This window comes from Pseudoselenomonas ruminantium (assembly GCF_900113715.1).
GTDB lineage: Bacteria > Bacillota > Negativicutes > Selenomonadales > Selenomonadaceae > Selenomonas_A > Selenomonas_A caprae.
Genome location: NZ_FOQK01000017.1, coordinates 38711 through 55291, shown reverse-complemented (window position 1 = coordinate 55291; position 16581 = coordinate 38711). Strand labels below are relative to the sequence as shown.

Annotated in this window: 14 protein-coding genes and 1 tRNA gene; 1 reads left to right on the top strand and 14 read right to left on the bottom strand. The window is 54.2% G+C overall.

Features of this window, described 5'->3' with window-relative positions; all coding sequences use genetic code 11:
* Nucleotides 1–189: 189 nt before the first annotated feature.
* The 6 genes from BM181_RS09855 to tsaE form a co-directional block, all read right to left on the bottom strand.
* On the bottom strand, nt 190–777 hold the full coding sequence (locus BM181_RS09855) for an ANTAR domain-containing response regulator (RefSeq protein WP_075444501.1): 588 nt from the start codon (nt 775–777) through the stop codon (nt 190–192).
* Nucleotides 778–782: 5 nt separating this feature from the next.
* Nucleotides 783–2240, bottom strand: a complete 1458-nt coding sequence (locus BM181_RS09850) for a sensor histidine kinase (RefSeq protein ID WP_075444499.1) — start codon at nt 2238–2240, stop codon at nt 783–785.
* Between the two features lie 120 nt (nt 2241–2360).
* Nucleotides 2361–3401, bottom strand: a complete 1041-nt coding sequence (tsaD, locus tag BM181_RS09845; RefSeq protein ID WP_075444497.1) for a tRNA (adenosine(37)-N6)-threonylcarbamoyltransferase complex transferase subunit TsaD — start codon at nt 3399–3401, stop codon at nt 2361–2363.
* A gap of 16 nt (nt 3402–3417) precedes the next feature.
* Nucleotides 3418–3870: a ribosomal protein S18-alanine N-acetyltransferase gene (gene rimI, locus BM181_RS09840; RefSeq protein WP_075444495.1), complete on the bottom strand. Its 453-nt coding sequence runs from the start codon at nt 3868–3870 to the stop codon at nt 3418–3420.
* Nucleotides 3870–4604, bottom strand: a complete 735-nt coding sequence (gene tsaB / locus BM181_RS09835) for a tRNA (adenosine(37)-N6)-threonylcarbamoyltransferase complex dimerization subunit type 1 TsaB (RefSeq protein ID WP_075444493.1) — start codon at nt 4602–4604, stop codon at nt 3870–3872. Before tsaB ends, rimI begins: the two co-directional genes overlap by 1 nt.
* Nucleotides 4585–5067, bottom strand: coding sequence for a tRNA (adenosine(37)-N6)-threonylcarbamoyltransferase complex ATPase subunit type 1 TsaE (gene tsaE, locus BM181_RS09830; RefSeq protein WP_075444491.1), 483 nt, complete (start codon nt 5065–5067; stop codon nt 4585–4587). The genes tsaB and tsaE overlap by 20 nt, the downstream gene beginning before the upstream one ends.
* Before the next feature lie 320 nt (nt 5068–5387).
* Here tsaE and BM181_RS09825 point away from each other — a divergent pair, with 320 nt between their 5' ends.
* Nucleotides 5388–5933: an NADH peroxidase gene (locus BM181_RS09825; RefSeq protein ID WP_075444489.1), complete on the top strand. Its 546-nt coding sequence runs from the start codon at nt 5388–5390 to the stop codon at nt 5931–5933.
* Between the two features lie 87 nt (nt 5934–6020).
* Here the strand turns inward: BM181_RS09825 and BM181_RS09820 are convergent, their stop codons facing one another.
* The 8 genes from BM181_RS09820 to BM181_RS09785 all read right to left on the bottom strand — a co-directional run bounded on the left by BM181_RS09820 (nt 6021) and on the right by BM181_RS09785 (nt 16515).
* Nucleotides 6021–7577 carry an ABC-F family ATP-binding cassette domain-containing protein gene (locus BM181_RS09820; protein ID WP_075444487.1) on the bottom strand — a complete coding sequence of 519 codons (1557 nt, stop codon included), beginning with the start codon at nt 7575–7577 and terminating at the stop codon, nt 6021–6023.
* 86 nt (nt 7578–7663) lie between these two features.
* A tRNA-Pro gene (locus tag BM181_RS09815) sits at nt 7664–7740 on the bottom strand.
* A gap of 76 nt (nt 7741–7816) precedes the next feature.
* Nucleotides 7817–8581 carry a zinc ribbon domain-containing protein gene (locus BM181_RS09810; protein WP_075444485.1) on the bottom strand — a complete coding sequence of 255 codons (765 nt, stop codon included), beginning with the start codon at nt 8579–8581 and terminating at the stop codon, nt 7817–7819.
* 144 nt (nt 8582–8725) lie between these two features.
* Entirely contained in the window at nt 8726–10258 is a 1533-nt protein-coding gene (guaA, locus tag BM181_RS09805; protein ID WP_082336261.1) for a glutamine-hydrolyzing GMP synthase, read from the bottom strand.
* Nucleotides 10259–10388: 130 nt separating this feature from the next.
* Nucleotides 10389–10871, bottom strand: coding sequence for a regulatory protein RecX (locus BM181_RS09800; RefSeq protein ID WP_075444481.1), 483 nt, complete (start codon nt 10869–10871; stop codon nt 10389–10391).
* A gap of 36 nt (nt 10872–10907) precedes the next feature.
* Nucleotides 10908–11954, bottom strand: a complete 1047-nt coding sequence (gene recA, locus BM181_RS09795) for a recombinase RecA (RefSeq protein WP_075444479.1) — start codon at nt 11952–11954, stop codon at nt 10908–10910.
* A 142-nt stretch (nt 11955–12096) separates the two neighbouring features.
* Nucleotides 12097–15285: an efflux RND transporter permease subunit gene (locus BM181_RS09790; RefSeq protein ID WP_075444477.1), complete on the bottom strand. Its 3189-nt coding sequence runs from the start codon at nt 15283–15285 to the stop codon at nt 12097–12099.
* A 12-nt stretch (nt 15286–15297) separates the two neighbouring features.
* A complete protein-coding gene (locus BM181_RS09785) occupies nt 15298–16515 on the bottom strand; it encodes an efflux RND transporter periplasmic adaptor subunit (protein ID WP_177207195.1) in 1218 nt (405 codons plus the stop codon).
* Between the last annotated feature and the right edge of the window lie 66 nt (nt 16516–16581).

Here is a 16581-nt window from a genome sequence, read left to right as displayed (position 1 = left end):
ATCACTCAGAAGCTTGTAGATACCGAAGCAAGATTTCTTTGCTCTTGTTTCGATAGTTTTATTATAACCTCCGACTGCATACCGCACAAGTCAAAGACATTTACCGTTGTCCAATACAAAACAAGACAAAAATGGAGAGCCTTATCTGACAGGCTCTCCACAAACATTCCTATAAAAAATTTTATGCTTTTATACCTTGCCGCCAGCTGCCTTGACAATCGCCTCAGCCACTTCCTTGATGCTCAGGCGCTTCATCATCGCATAGCGCTGGATCCGCCGATAGGCTTCCTGCTCCCCGAGCTTATGAGCTGCCATCAGGATGCCTTTGGCACGGTCGACCAGCTTGCGCGTCTCCAACGAGTCCTTGAGCTTGCCAAGCTCCAGCTCCATGCCCTGCATCTCCTCCCAGCGGGAGAGCGCGATCTCGATGGCAGGAAAAAGATTGCTCTCCTGCACCGGCTTGACCAGGTAGCCGAGCACGCCCGAGTCCTTGGCCTTCTCGACGATATCCGCCTGGCTGAACGCCGTGAGCAGCAGCACCGGCGCCAATTTCTCATCGGCAATCTTGCGGGCCGCCGTGATGCCATCCATCTCTGGCATCTTGATATCCATGATGACAAGATCCGGACGATGCATGCGCGTGAGTTCCACGGCCTTGCGCCCATTAATGGCCTCCCCGACCACCTCATGCCCTGCATCTTCGAGCATCTCTCTAAGGTCCAGACGAATAATCGACTCATTGTCGGCAACGACAAGCCGCAGTGACTTCTTTTTCATTCCTATCATTCCTCCAGGCTTTGTACTACATCACTTGTAATTTCCTGCTCCGGCTTGGGCAGGCGGATATAGGCATGCGTACCATAGCCGCTGCCCCGTTCATCATTTTCCAAGGCAAAAGTCCCCTCAAGGTCACCCTCGACCAGCGTGCGGACAATCGACAGGCCGAGTGACCGCGTGCGCTGCGGGCGGAAATCTTCTGGCAGGCCGCAGCCATCGTCATAGAGATCTAAGTGCCAGTGGTCGTCATCCTCGCGGACGGAAAGACCGATAAGCCCGGAACTGCGTCCTGCAAAAGCATGCTCCATCGCATTGAGCACCAGCTCATTGAGCACGAGAGCCAGAGAGCTCGCGTATTTCGACGGCAGTACGACATCAGGCCCCGTATACTCGGTGCGGATCAAGAACTCGCTGTCGGCCATATTGCGGCCGACCAGATCAAAGATCTGCTGCATGACCTGCTGGACATGGATGGCCTCCTCGCCCTGCTGGGACAAGAATTCATGCACGACCGAAATCGACAGCACGCGATTGACACTCTCCTGCAAGGCCTGCCTGACTTCCTCCGACTGACTGCGCCGGGCCTGCAAGCGCAACAGGCTCGCAATGGTCTGCAAGTTGTTCTTGACCCGATGATGGATTTCCTGGATGACCGCTGACTTGATGCGGATTTCCTTGTCCTTGGCCCGCGTCTCAGTCACGTCAGACAAAATGACGATGCGCCTTACGAGCTGGCCTCCCTCCTGCAGATCGATCTGCCGCCGAATCAGCGTGAGATCGCCAGCAACAAGTTCCTTCTGCCAAGGCCGCTCGCGCTCCATCGTTTCCCGCCGGACATGACGCGTCAGCTGGCGGTCAAACAAGTGGCAGCCCCGCAGGCTGCCGACCCCCAGCACGCGATAGATGCGCTGGGCCGCTGCATTGGCAAATACGATGCGGCTGTACTGATCCGTGATCAAGATGCCATCGCTTGATGACAAAGGCTGATATTGCTGGGCCTCTACGCTCTTGCGCGCATTGTTGAGGACATCGACAGCTGTCGCCAGCAAGCAGGGATAACCATCGATCTGCAGCCGGTCGCCATCGACTTCAAAGCTTATCACGCCAATGACTTTCGTGCCATCGTGGATCGCATAGGTGTACATATCAATGAGCGAACCATACGTCCACTCCCGCTTCCCCTTGCCCGGCATCCCCGTGGCCAGGGTATCCTGCACCAGCGGTTCCTCGATGGCTGGCTGCAGCCGCCCATACTCCGAGTCACGCTTGGACATGTAGATCGTATGCGGCCGCTCCTGCGCGATAATCACAAGCTTGCCCGCCACCTTGGCCGGCACATAGACCTTGAGTTGTCCATGCGCCAGATCTGCCAGAAAGGGAAACACCGTCCGCATGCACTCCAACCGTCCGATCTCACGCGTCGAAAGATCCGTATACTGCCGGCAAAGCTCTGCCATGTTCATCCATCAACGACCTCCATCCTTGTCTCTCCTGAACAGTCCTTCTGCTGAACGTCCATAGAAAAAAAGAGACTGCTCCCGCGTTCATCTCTCCGTTGAGCAATCTCTTTTCTTATTATACACTTATTCTTCTTTATCTTCCAGTCCCAATCCTGGCACAGCATTGAGATACAGATCGCTGAAGCGTCCCGACAGCGACTGGTAATAGCCGCGGCAGCCGATCATGGCCGCGTTGTCCGTGCAAAGGATCTTGCTCGGATACAGGAATCTCACGCCGCGCGTGGCCGCCTCTTCACGCAGCCTGGCCTCCAGGCCGCTGTTGGCAGCCACGCCGCCTGCAAGCACCAGCGTATCACGGCCGGCTTCTTCGACGGCCTGGAACGCCTTGGCCACCAGAACTTCGATGACCGAACGCTGGAAGGAAGCCGCAATATCCGGCTTATTAAGCTCATGCCCCTTCATCTTCTCACTGTTGATGTAGTTGAGCACGGCCGACTTGAGACCGCTGAAGCTGAACTCATAATTGCCTTTCTCGTTGAGGGCCTGCGGGAAATCGATAGCCAGCGGATTTCCCTCCTTCGCCAACGCGTCGATGCGCGGGCCACCCGGATACGGCAGCCCCATGACACGGGCGATCTTGTCAAACGCCTCGCCAGCCGCATCATCCCGCGTCTGTCCCATCATATGGAAATGATTGTAGCCACGGACATCGACCAGAGCCGTATGGCCGCCTGAGACGACCAAGGCCATGAACGGCGGCTCCAAGTCTGGCGTCGACAGGAAATTGGCAAAGATATGCCCTTCCAGATGGTTGACCCCAATGAGCGGTACCCCCAGCGAGAACGCCAGCGATTTAGCCGCCGATACGCCGACCAGCAGCGCACCAACCAATCCCGGCCCATAGGTGACAGCCACCTGATCGATATCGGCAAGCTTCACGCCTGCCTTCTGCAAGCACTCATCGATGACTGGCATGATGTTGACGATATGCTTGCGCGATGCGATTTCCGGCACGACCCCGCCAAACTTCTGATGGACGGGGATCTGTGTCGAGATGATATTGGAAAGTATCGTGCGGCCGCCGCGAAGTACAGCTGCCGATGTCTCATCGCAGCTCGACTCGATAGCCAGCGTCAACAATTCTTCTTTGTTTTCCTTCTCCATACATACTCTCCATCCATCAAAGTTTCGTATTCCACATGATGATCGCATCTTCGCCATCATCTTGGTAATAATGGGGACGCCGCCCGGCATCCTTGAACCCATAGCGTGCATAAAGCGCTCTTGCAGGGGCATTGGACGGACGGACTTCCAGCGTCATCGCGGTCACGCCCTTTGCCTTGACCGCCTCGATGATGGCACCGAACAATTTCGTCCCAATGCCCTGCCCGCGGTATTCCGGCAGGATAGCTACGTTGGTGATCTGGCACTCCTCAAAGGAGATCCAGCAGCCAGCATAGCCAATGACCCGCTCGCCGTCAAGTGCCAGCAGATACAGCGTATTCTCATTGGCCGCTTCTTTCCAGAACGAATCGCGCGACCACGGAATCGAGAAGCAGGCCTTCTCCACGACTTCTACAGCGTCGGCATCCTCTGGTGCCATCTCGCGAAAATCCAGCTCTTTCACTTCCATCACATGGCCTCCGTCGGCAAAGTCTTCTGCGCCTCTTCCGGATGACGTTTCTCCCAAAGCACCTCAGCCTCACTGCGGCGGATATAGACAGGCTCCAGATTCATGACATTATCGGTATGGCCTGCGGCCAGTTCATCAAGGCCAAGCATCGCCACACAGGCAGCGCGTGGCATCAGCAGATGTGCTGGTGCCACCGTCACACCTGCCGGCAGATCCACTTTGCCGGCAATCTTCTTCTGCACAGCATCGCCCAGCAGGACTACCGGCTCATCCATACGGCCGCACCACTCGATGATCTCGCTGATCGGTGCTACCCGTACCGCATCAACAGTCTGCAGTTTCCCCTGCTCCCAACGGTAAGTCTCTGCGTACGCATTGCCCTTCTGGGCATCCAGCAGGCAGACGATGCGGACACCTGCCACCGGATAGTGATATGCCAGAGCCGCCAGCGTCGAAACGCCGACCAATGGCACATCCAGTGCATACGACATCGCCTTGGCAGCCGCCAGGCCAATGCGCAGTCCCGTAAACGAGCCCGGCCCGATGCTTACGGCAATCCCCTCGATTTTATCCTTGGGCACGGCGGCCATCTTCAGCACCTGCTCGATATGCGGCATAAGCGTCTCCGAATGGGTAAGCTTTGCCTGCATCGTCAGCTCTGCCGACAGTCTCCCCGGTGATGCCACCGCTACACTTGATACCTGCGTAGCCGTATCAATGGCTAGTATGGACAAATGATTCCAACTCCTTTATGAATTCCTGATTCCTCTCACCGACACACGAGAACGTCAAACGACGTCCCTCTTCCGTAACGCCGGTCCGCTGAATGCATACCTTCACATAATCCTCTGGCAATGACTCTGGGAATTTATCTGGCCACTCGATGACCACGATCCCCTCTGGCTCTTCCGTGTACTCATAAAAGCCAATGTCATCCAGCTCTGCTTCTGTCTCCAGCCGGTAAAGATCAAAATGGTAGATGCGGCAAATCCCTTCATATACATTCATCAGATTGAATGTCGGGCTTGTCACCTCTCCCTCGACGCCCAAGGTACGAGCAAGGCTCTGCACAAACAAAGTCTTACCGGCCCCCAGGTCGCCCTCCAGGCAAAGCACGGTTCCCTCCCGGATCTTCTGACCTACCAGCTCGGCTAGGTGTACAGTCTCTTCGGGAGAATTCGTCATACAGGTAAACATTTGTTATTTACTCTCCTATAAATCGTGTTTAAAAAACATCATTCAAATCCTTATTATAGCACGAACCGGACACATGGTAAACCAACATCGCCTCCGCCTAATCAATAATTATTATTTGTTAATATTTTATTTTGAAAATATGCGATAACCATCGTTATCGAAAGTATATGATCGTATCCGTAAGATAATCTTGATTTTTGACGCTTTTTGGCTATTTCTATTTCCGGAAGGATAGCATATAATTGAAGCATACCAAGTGAGTTACACCAATAACAAATGATTATTGGTTTGTGTGTATAATTTTTAGGAGGTCTTTTATTATGAAAAAATTCGTTTGCACCGTCTGTGGTTATGTCTATGAGGGCGAGCAGGCTCCGGAGCTGTGCCCGATCTGCAAGGCTCCTGCCAGCAAGTTCGTAGAGCAGAGCGGCGAGATGACCTATGCGGATGAGCATCATGTCGGTACGGCCAAGGATGTCGATCCGCGCATCATCGAGGGTCTCCGCCAGAATTTCACCGGCGAGTGCTCTGAGGTCGGTATGTACCTCGCTATGTCGCGCCAGGCTGACCGTGAAGGTTACCCGGAGATTGCCGAAGCCTTCAAGCGCTATGCGTTCGAAGAAGCTGAGCATGCTGCAAAATTCGCTGAGCTCCTCGGCGAAGTCCTGACCGACAGCACGAAGAAGAACCTTTCCATGCGCATCGACGCCGAGCATGGTGCTTGCGCTGGCAAGAAAGAACTGGCTACGCTGGCTAAGCAGCTGAACCTCGACGCTGTCCATGACACGGTTCATGAGATGGCCAAAGACGAAGCTCGCCATGGCCGTGGGTTCAAAGGCTTGTTCGACCGCTACTTCGGCAACTGATTCCCTGCTTCCAAATCAAACACAATATAAAGCCAGAAGGGCCTGCATCTTCAATCAGATGCAGGCCCTTCTGGCTTTATAGGTCTATCAGATGATTTTCGTCGACCATTTCTCGATGTTCCAAACCGAGTCGACAATGTCCTCATAGAAATCCGGCTCATGGGAAACAAGCAGGACCGTGCCCTTGTATTCCTTGATAGCACGCTTGAGCTCTTTCTTGGCCTCGACATCCAGATGGTTTGTCGGCTCATCGAGTACCAGCAGGTTGACCGGCTTCTGCATGATCTTGCAGAGCCGTACCTTAGCCGCCTCGCCGCCCGATAGGGCGAGCATCTTCGTCGTGATATGCTCATTCGTCAGGCCGCAGGCTGCCAGTGCTGCCCGCACCTCAAAATTGCTCATCCCTGGATATTCCTGCCAAAGCGCCTCCAGGGCAGTGTTCTGATTGCCTGCCGCGCTTTCCTGCTCGAAATAGCCAACAGAGACAAACTCACCGAGCTCTACCTTGCCCGAAATCGGCGGTATCATGCCGAGCATCGTCTTCAAGAGGGTCGATTTGCCCAATCCATTCGTGCCGCGGATGGCAATCTTCTTATTGCGCTCCACCTGGATGTCCACCGGATTCGTCAATGGCATGTCATAGCCCAGCACCAGGCGCTTGCCTTCGATGACAAAGCGCGACGGCGTGCGGTCGGACTGGAAATGGAAATGCGGTTTCGGTTTCTCCTGACGCTTCGTCAGCACCTCCATCTTGTCGAGGCGCTTCTGCCGGCTGTTGGCCATGCCGCGCGTGGCGACACGAGCCTTGTTGCGCTGGATGAAGTCCTGCTCCTTCTTGATCTCCGCCTGCTGGCGCTCATATGCCGCCTCTTCCTGACGGCGTTTCAAAGCTGCCATCTCCTCAAATTTCTCATAGCTGCCCGTATAGCGGTCAAGACTCAGGTTATCCACATGATAGATGACATTCGTGACCGCGTTGAGGAATGGCACATCATGCGACACAAGGATGAAGGCATTCTCATAGTTCTGCAGATACGTGGTCAGCCACTGGATATGCTCAGCATCCAGATAATTCGTCGGCTCATCAAGAATCAGGATCTCCGGATTCTGCAGCAGCAGTTTCGTCAGCAATACCTTCGTGCGCTGGCCGCCTGAAAGCTCGTCAACCTTGCGGTCAAGGCCGATATCGCGGAGTCCGAGACCGCCAGATACCTCCTCGATGCGCGCATCGATGGTATAGTAGCTGCCAGCCTCAAGCATATCCTGGATATCGCCCACATCCTTCATGAGCTGATCGACTTTCTCCGGCGTAGCGTCCCCCATCTTATCGTAGGCCGCGAGCATTTCCTGCTCAGCCTTGACCATATCATCAAAGGCTGTGCGCAATACATCGCGAATGGTCATGCCCGCCTGCAGCACAGCATGCTGGTCGAGATAGCCGACCTTGACACGCTTCGCCCACTCGATCGTACCGGCATCTGGTGTCAGCTGCCCCGTGATGATTGACAGGAACGTCGATTTACCCTCACCATTGGCGCCCACCAGCGCAACATGCTCGCCCTTCAGCAGGCGGAAACTCACATCCTCAAAGATTTCCCGTCCACCGTAGCTATGGGATAAATGAGATACGTTCAAAATGCTCATGTATTACTTCCTTTCATGCCAGCCTAGCTATCCTGATTGAAAAAAAGTGATCCAGCCGAAGCTGAATCACTTTAACGATCATATAATGGTCGGAACGACGGGATTTGAACCCACGACCTCTTCCACCCCAAGGAAGCGCGCTACCAAACTGCGCTACGTCCCGAACAAAATATATTATACGGTATTTTCTTTTATTTGTAAAGACTTATCCGCACATCGTATCAATGTTATTATAAGATCTATCTTTTTCTATATACCAGCAGTTCGGAATTCTTCCCTCCTTCTTCATAAGTGCAGACCAGCAGGAACTCCTTGTCTGCCAGTACCCCAAAGCACCGACTGCTGCCAGCCGCACCTGGCAGTTGATTTCCCCAGTAGGTTTTATCATCATCCAGGAATTTCACCCGTTCGCCGCTGGGCAAGCCATAGGCCAGATTCACATAGCTTCCCACCAGCGGATGCACTGCCTCCACTTTTGGCATTCCCTCGATGGAAAGCCCATTCAACTCTTCTACCAAGCGGTCTTTGAATGCGGCAAGCCCGCCGCCATCGCAAAACTCCTCATGCCGCCGCCAGTAAGCGAGTTTCGGCAGTTTCTCTTCCATATACTCTCTGGCCTGCTGCTCCGAAAAGCCTTGTTTCCTAAGTTCCCCGACACAGACCGCCAATAGCTCTTCCTTATTGCTATAAGTGAAGATCCCATCCGCATAGCACCATTTGCAATAGTCTTCATTGAGTGACCCATCTTTGTTCCTGCCAATCAGCGGATCCTCCAGCGGCATCCCGCAACATTGGCAGATCAGCTTGCGGGGCGATCCCAGCAGGGTATTGATTGAAACATCAAACACCTGGGATAACCGCTTCAATGTTTCGGTATTGGGAACTGTTTCGCCCTGCTCCCACCGGGATACTGCCTGCCTGGTCACGAAAATCTTCTGCGCCAACTCTTCTTGCGAAAGGCCTGCCTTGTTCCGCAGTGCTAAAATCACCTCATGCGTTTTCATGTTTCATCCCTCCACTTTCATTATAAAACAGGCGGCCGCAGATTTCACGCAACTGCTGGTTGCCATAGCCCCAGGAGCCAGTTCCTGAAAACAAAAACAGCAGGAATCCCTCCTGCTGGATTCCTGCTGTCTTTTCTTTATGGATTATTCAAACTCAATCGTTGCTGGCGGTTTGCCCGTGCAGTCGTACATGACGCGATTGACGCCTTTTACCTCATTGACGATACGGGTCGTGGTCTTCTGCAGGACTTCCCAAGGAAGCTGCGCACTCTCTGCTGTCATGAAGTCGCTGGTCATGACAGCCCGCAGGGCAATCGCATAGTCATAGGTACGGCCATCGCCCATGACACCGACGCTGCGCATATTCGTAAGGGCAGCAAAGTACTGGCCAAGATTCTTGTCGGCACCTGCTTTAACCACCTCTTCGCGATAGATAGCATCCGCCTCCTGGACGATCTTGACCTTCTCCTCTGTCACCTCGCCGATGATGCGGATGCCAAGACCCGGACCTGGGAAGGGCTGGCGGTTGACGAGATACTCGGGAATGCCGAGCTCGCGGCCAGCCGCACGGACCTCATCCTTGAACAGCAGGCGCAGCGGCTCGACGATTTCCTTGAAATCGACGAAGTCCGGCAGGCCGCCCACGTTGTGATGGGATTTGATGACCGCCGATTTCCCCAAACCGCTCTCGATGACATCAGGGTAAATCGTGCCCTGTACCAGATAATCGACAGCGCCGATCTTCTTCGCCTCTTCCTCGAATACGCGGATGAACTCCTCGCCGATGATCTTGCGCTTCTGCTCCGGTTCCGTGACGCCAGCCAGTTTTGCATAGAAGCGGTCCTTGGCATTGACGCGAATGAAGTTGACATCATAGGAACCATTGGGACCGAATACTGCCTCGACCTGATCGCCTTCGTCCTTGCGCAGCAGACCATGATCGACGAATACGCAGGTCAGCTGCTTGCCGATGGCCTTGGAGAGGAGAACGGCTGCCACCGAGGAATCCACACCGCCTGACAGAGCGCAAAGCGCACGGCCCTTGCCGATTTTAGCCTTGAGCTCTTCTACGGTTCTCTTGACGAAGGAATCCATCTTCCATTCGCCAGCACAGCCGCAAACTTCATAGACAAAGTTCTTGAGCATCGTCTTGCCCTGTACTGTATGCATGACTTCGGGGTGGAACTGAGTTGCATAGAGCTTCTTAGCTGCATTTTCCATAGCCGCCACCGGGCATACCGGCGTCGAAGCCGTTACCACAAAGTCTGCCGGTGCCTCTGCAATGTAGTCGGTATGGCTCATCCAGCAGATCGTCTTCTCATCGACGCCCTGGAAAAGCTTCGAGCCCTGCTCCGCAATCGTGACTTCCGTTTTGCCATACTCGCTCGTCGGTGCCGTGGCGACCTTGCCGCCCAGCAGATGCGACATGAGCTGGGAACCATAGCAGATGCCCATGACCGGGATGCCGAGCTCGAAGAGTTCCGGGCTGCAGCTGGCCGAGTCTTCTTTGTAGACACTGTTCGGGCCACCGGTCAGGATGATGCCCTTCGGTGCCATCTCACGAATCTTGTCCAGGCTCAGCGTATGCGGATGTACCTCGCAATAGACATGGTTCTCACGGACGCGGCGTGCAATCAGCTGGTTGTACTGGCCACCAAAATCCAGAACCAGAATCATTTCATTGGCAGGCTTGCTCAAAATTTGTTCCTCCTCTAAGTACAGTAACGTGTAAAGCTTTTTAACGATTATATCATAAGAAATGCTATTTTAAAAGCCTTGCGCATCACTGCGCAAGGCTCTTGCCTGGCTATTCATCTTCCTCTGCCTGTTGGAATTCTTCGACTGCAGCCCGTATCGCCGACGAATCGAACCCCTTGCTGTAAAGATTGGCCATCATCTTCTGCCGGTCAGCTGCCGGCTTGAACTTGAGCGCCAGCACGCGCAAGGCAGCCGCTTTCTCACGCGCAAACGTGTCAGCGGGAATGCAGGCATTCACCAGCGACGATCCGAACCCGCGCTGCATGAGCTTGACGCAGATCTGCCGCACCGAACTGCGGCTCTCATGATAGAGGAATTCGAACTGGCGGGCACAGGCATCCGCATCGTTCAGATAATGCTTTTCCACCAGACGGTCGATGGCCTGCTGCACCTCGTCGTCAGCATACCCTTTGCGCAGCAGCTTTTCCCGCAGCTTTTTTTCGCTGTGCTCCTGTCTGGCCAGCAGATCAACAGCCGTCATCAAGGCCGTCTTTTTCGGCTTGCGCGGACGGCGTGTTGGCTCTGCCGTCATATCCTCCTCAGATCGCTGATACTTCCACATCGCTATTTATGCCTCGGCTTCCGGCTCAGCACCAGCTGGTGCCTGTACCTCAGCGATTTCCTCACTCGCCAGCAGCTTGGCACGGATCTTGGCCTCAATCTCTGCACAGAGCTCCGGCTGCTCCTTGAGGGCCTGCTTGGCATTTTCCTTGCCCTGCCCCAGACGGGTCCCCTCATAGGAGAACCAGGCACCACTCTTGTCGACGATATCCATCTCAACGCCCATATCGATAATACTGGACATCTTCGATACACCCTCACCGTACATGATATCGAACTCAGCCATCTTGAATGGCGGTGCCACCTTGTTCTTCACGACCTTGATGCGCGTGCGGCTGCCGATGACATCCTGCCCCTGGGTGATCTTGTCGATCTTGCGCACGTCCAGGCGAACCGAGGAATAGAACTTCAAGGCACGACCACCCGTCGTCGTCTCTGGGTTGCCGAACATGACACCGACCTTCTCACGGATCTGGTTGATGAAGATTGCAACGGTCTGGCTCTTGCTGATGATACCCGTGAGCTTGCGCATAGCCTGGCTCATGAGACGCGCGTGCAGACCGACATGGCTGTCGCCCATCTCGCCCTCGATCTCAGCCTTCGGCACCAGCGCGGCAACTGAGTCGACGACGATGATGTCAATGGCACCACTGCGCACCAGCGCATCGACGATATCCAGCGCCTGCTCGCCCGTATCCGGCTGCGAGATCAGCAGGTCATCGATGTTGACGCCAAGCTTCTGCGCATAGACAGGATCGAGCGCATGCTCGGCATCGATGAAAGCCGCAATGCCGCCAGCCTTCTGGGCCTCAGCGATCATATGCAGCGTGACCGTCGTCTTACCCGAAGACTCCGGGCCATAGACCTCGATGATACGGCCACGCGGCACGCCGCCCACTCCCAGTGCAATATCGAGCGGCAGGATGCCCGTCGAGATGACCTCCACGTTCATATTCGCCTTGGCGTCGCCCAAGCGCATGATCGAGCCCTTGCCGAAATCCTTCTCAATCTGTTTCAGCGCGCTGGCCAATGCCTCTTTCTTATCCGTTGCCATTCTTACTAACAGCTCCTTTCGAACTCACGATTTTATCTGTAGATATTATATAAAACAATTGTTCCTTTTGCAAGGTTTATTTTCGGATGCACAGATACAAAAACTTCCCTTCTCCGAGGAGAAGGGAAGCTGTATTCCCGAATCACATGTAATCCGAGGATGTTCTCTTTTTCTGCTGCTTGAGCAAGCCAAGCTTGGCAGCCATCCACTCCATCGCTACAAAGAACACAGGAATCAAGAAGATTCCCAATGCCGTAGCGAAGAGCATACCGCCAACTACAGCCACGCCCATGCCGTTACGCGCAGCAGCACCAGCGCCACTGGCTATAGCCAGCGGCAGGCAGCCGATGATGAACGCGAACGAAGTCATGAGGATTGGGCGCAGGCGCAAGCCTGCTGCCTCGATAGCCGCCTTGACCGGCTCCATGCCGCGGTCGACACGGACCTTCGCAAACTCGACGATCAGGATGGCGTTCTTCGCCGCCAGACCGATGATCATGATGATACCGATCTGCATGTAAACACTGTTCTGGAAACCAGCATTCGGGTGACCGGACAGTGCCCCCAGCATGTAAAGGCCGTACTCAGAGACCAGCGCACCCATGATACCAGTCGGTACTGTCAGCAAGACCGCAAATGGTACGTTCCAGCTTTCATAGAGTGCCGCCAGGCAAAGGAATACGAATGCCAAAGCCAGGACGAGAACCTGCAGCGTCGAGCTCGAGGCCTTCGATTCCTCACGGCTCTGGCCAGACCACTCGATGTTGAAGCCGTTGTCCGTGTTCTCATGAACAACTTCCTGAATGGCCTGCATAGCCTGACCAGACGAATAGCCCTGCGCCGCATTGCCCTGGATAGCAATGGAACGCGTACCATTGAAGCGGGAAATCGATGTCGGTGCCGAGCTGAGTTTCGGCTTCAGCAGCGTATCCAGCGGAACCATCGTCCCCGTGCTGCTCTTGACAAAGATAAACTTCGTCGACTCTGCCTCACTGCGATAACGCGTATCTGCCTGCAGCATGACCTTGTACGAACGGCCAAACTGGTTGAAGTCATTGACCTGCGAGCCACCATAGTTGACCTGCATAGCCGTGAATACATCCGAGAGCTGTACGCCAAGCTGTTTGACGCGCTCACGGTCAATCTCGAATTCATAGGTTGGCGACGTCATCTTGAACGTTGAGCGCACACCCTGCAACTCAGGACGCTGGTTAGCAGCCGCGACGATCTTGTTCGTGACCTCAGCCAGCTCCTGATCCGTATGGCCGGACATATCCTGCAGCTGCAGCGACCAGCCGCCCACAGCCCCCAGGCCCGGCAGAGCCGGCGGATTCATCGCAATAACCGTAGCTTCCGGCGTGACTTTGGCCCCCAGGCCGAACATCATGCCAACAGCTGAATCAACAGACATCGCACGATCTGTTCGCTGCGTCCAGTCCTTCATGCCGAGGACAACCATGCCTGCGCTCGGTTTCGCACCGCTTGACAGAATATCAAAACCTGTGATGGCCATGACATTCTCAACCCCCGGAACATTTTCCATCGCTGCCTTCGCAAGCTTATCGATGGATTTCTGCGTCTGATTCATCGAGGTACCCTCAGGCAGCTGGACAGCAGCAAAGAGATACCCCTGATCCTCATTCGGTACGAAAGTCGATGGCAGTACCTTAAAGACTGCCCCCGCAATGATGCAGACGATAATCATGAACAGGAAGGCCAAGCGCGTACGGCGGATGAACTGCGCCACGATCCCCATATAACCACGTTTCGTACGCTCGAACCAACGGTTGAATGCCAGGAAGAACTGGCCCAGCCTGCCTTCATCATCCTTAGCCTCATGTTTCTTGAGGATCATCGCGCAGAGCGCCGGCGTAAGCGTAAGTGCCACAAACGCCGATAAAGCCATGGACACGGCAATCGTCAAGGCAAACTGACGGTAAAGAATACCCGTCATGCCGCCGAGGAATGCAACCGGTACAAATACAGCTGCCAGTACAAAGGCAATAGCAACAACCGGTCCCTGTACCTCATCCATTGCCCGCTCCGTTGCATCGATTGGCTCTAAGCCTTCTTCCATGTGCTTCTCGACATTCTCAATGACGACGATAGCATCATCGACGACAAGACCGATAGCCAGCACCATGGCAAACAATGTCAAGGTGTTGATAGAAAAGCCCAACACGACGAATGCTGCCAACGTACCAATAAGGGATACCGGCACAGCCAGCAAAGGAATCAATGTTGCCCGCCAATTCTGCAAGAACAAGAAGATGACCAATACAACCAGAACCAATGCCTCAAAGAACGTTTCAAGCACTTCCTTGATGGACGCATTGATATAATTCGTCGAGTCAAAAATCTGGGCCATCTTGAGGTTTGGCGGCAGATTCGGCTTCGCCTTGTCAAGGATAGCACGAACGCCGGCAACCGTCTGCATGGCATTGGCATCACTCGTCAGATTGATACCGAAACCAACAGAAGGATAGCCGTTGAACTTCGAGATGATCGAGCTGGATTTCTCTCCCGTCTCAATGCGGGCAACATCCTTCAACCGGACGAACTGGCCATCCGAAGAACGCAGGATGACATTGCCGAACTCCTCCGGTGTTACCAAACGGCCGGAAATCTTGCCTGTGTACTGCTTTTCCTGGCCATTAGCCACAGGCATAGCACCAACAGTACCAGCCGGAGCCTGCACATTCTGCTCCTTGATAGCCGCTGTCACGTCTGCTACTGTAAGGCCCAGCTCCGCAAGCTTATCCGGATTGAGCCAGACACGCATCGCATAATCTGCACCGAAAATCTGGACATTACCGACACCCGGAACTCGCTGAAGCTGATCCAGCAAGTAGATGTCTGCATAGTTCTTCATGAACGCGCGGTCATAAGTGCCATCTGGCGAATAAAGCGACAGCATGTAGGCCATATCGTTCGAGGATTTTCGCGTTGTAAGGCCGACCGTCTGTACATCAGTTGGCAGGCTCGCAGTTGCCGTTGCCGCATTGTTCTGTACTTTGACGGAGTCCATATCGCCATCCGTGCCATTCTCAAATACAACGGAAAGGCTGTAACGGCCTGTATCATCGGAGTTTGAGGACATATAATCCATGCCCTGCGTACCGTTGATCTGCTGCTCGACGACCTGTGCGACCGTCTCATTGACGACCGCAGCATTCGCGCCAGTATAGGTCGTGCTGACCGAAACCGTCGGCGGAGAAATCTGCGGATACTGCGCAATAGGCAGCTGCACTGCCGCGAGCACACCAACAATCACGATGATAATCGAGATGACGATAGCGAATATCGGCCGGTGTATAAAGAATTTTGACAAAATGCTGCCTCCTTACTTCTTCGAATCAGCAGCTGCAATCGTATTCGAATCAAACAGCGTCGGATCGGACGTCAGCGAGAAGCCCATATCATCAGCAGTTACCATCGTAACCGTCAGATCAACACCTTCCTGCAGATTCGAAAGACCTTCAACAACCACCACATCAGCCGCTGACAGGCCATCTTTGATGATGTAATAGCTGCCGACCTTGTCACCAAGTGTTACTGCCTGCGCCTTGGACTTACCATCCTCACCTACTACCATGACGAAGGATTTGCCCAAAAGCTGCTGGACAGCACGCTGGGGAACGAGGATTGCATTCGGGACGATCTCACCCGAAAGGCGCACACGCGCAAACATGCCCGGCAGCAGCAGCCCATCCGGGTTGTCAAACAGAGCTTTGACGGTCAGCGTACCCGTATTGTTCGAAAGTGCACGGTCCGACTGGACAATCTGACCGTCGATCGGATAAACCGTGCCATCCGACAAGGTAATCGACACGGTTGGCGACATCCCATTGCCCCCCTGAAGCGCAGCATTGTTCATGAATTTCAGATAATCTGACTCCGAAATGCTAAACTGCGCAAATACCGGATTTGATGAACCAATCGTGACCAGATTGGTATTGCCCGCAGCAGCAAATGTACCTACTGCCACATCATCGACCGACAACTGGCCGCTCATCGGCGCATAAATAACCGTATCAGCCAAATCCTGCTGCGCCTTGCGGAGCAGTGCTGCATTGGCCGAAGCCTGCGCACTGTAGGAATTCACCTGTGCTTGCTGCGTTGCAACCGTCTGCTCGGCAATCGCCTGCGACGAAAGCAGCTGGCGATAGCGGTTGAGGTCGGTTTCCGCATTGCTCAGCGTCGCTTCAGACTGCGCGAGATTTGCCTGTGCCTGCAGGACTGCCGACTCATACTGGCGCGAATCAATCTTGTAGAGCGGCTGCCCCGCCTGTACGAACTGACCGCCCGTCACATACTTTTCGACGACATTGCCGGATACCTTGGACTGAACCTTCACTTCGTCCTTACCCACAATCTGGCCGGCAAATTCACTGGTCAACGGCGTATCCTGCTGGATGACCTGCATGGCCTTGACCTGGGCGCCCTGATGCTGTGCCTGCTGTCCGTTAGAACCGCAGCCAGCAACGGCAAAGCTTGCGGAGATAGCCAGCGAAATGCCGATTACCAGCGCCTTTGTCTTTTTGTTTTTCGTCAAAAACAATCGTTAAACCTCCTTATAACATTCCATTCCCATTTCTATCAGCTTCAAGCTGGGCTGAAATAGTAA

Coding starts and splice junctions, on each gene's coding strand:
- BM181_RS09850 (WP_075444499.1), bottom strand. CDS start 2,240: ATGAACATGGCAGAGCTTTGCCGGCAGTATACGGATCTTTCGACGCGT.
- recA (WP_075444479.1), bottom strand. CDS start 11,954: ATGGCAACGGATAAGAAAGAGGCATTGGCCAGCGCGCTGAAACAGATT.
- tsaD (WP_075444497.1), bottom strand. CDS start 3,401: ATGGAGAAGGAAAACAAAGAAGAATTGTTGACGCTGGCTATCGAGTCG.
- BM181_RS09820 (WP_075444487.1), bottom strand. CDS start 7,577: ATGAGCATTTTGAACGTATCTCATTTATCCCATAGCTACGGTGGACGG.
- BM181_RS09810 (WP_075444485.1), bottom strand. CDS start 8,581: ATGAAAACGCATGAGGTGATTTTAGCACTGCGGAACAAGGCAGGCCTT.
- guaA (WP_082336261.1), bottom strand. CDS start 10,258: ATGATTCTGGTTCTGGATTTTGGTGGCCAGTACAACCAGCTGATTGCA.
- BM181_RS09800 (WP_075444481.1), bottom strand. CDS start 10,871: ATGACGGCAGAGCCAACACGCCGTCCGCGCAAGCCGAAAAAGACGGCC.
- BM181_RS09825 (WP_075444489.1), top strand. CDS start 5,388: ATGAAAAAATTCGTTTGCACCGTCTGTGGTTATGTCTATGAGGGCGAG.
- tsaE (WP_075444491.1), bottom strand. CDS start 5,067: ATGTTTACCTGTATGACGAATTCTCCCGAAGAGACTGTACACCTAGCC.
- BM181_RS09855 (WP_075444501.1), bottom strand. CDS start 777: ATGAAAAAGAAGTCACTGCGGCTTGTCGTTGCCGACAATGAGTCGATT.
- rimI (WP_075444495.1), bottom strand. CDS start 3,870: ATGGAAGTGAAAGAGCTGGATTTTCGCGAGATGGCACCAGAGGATGCC.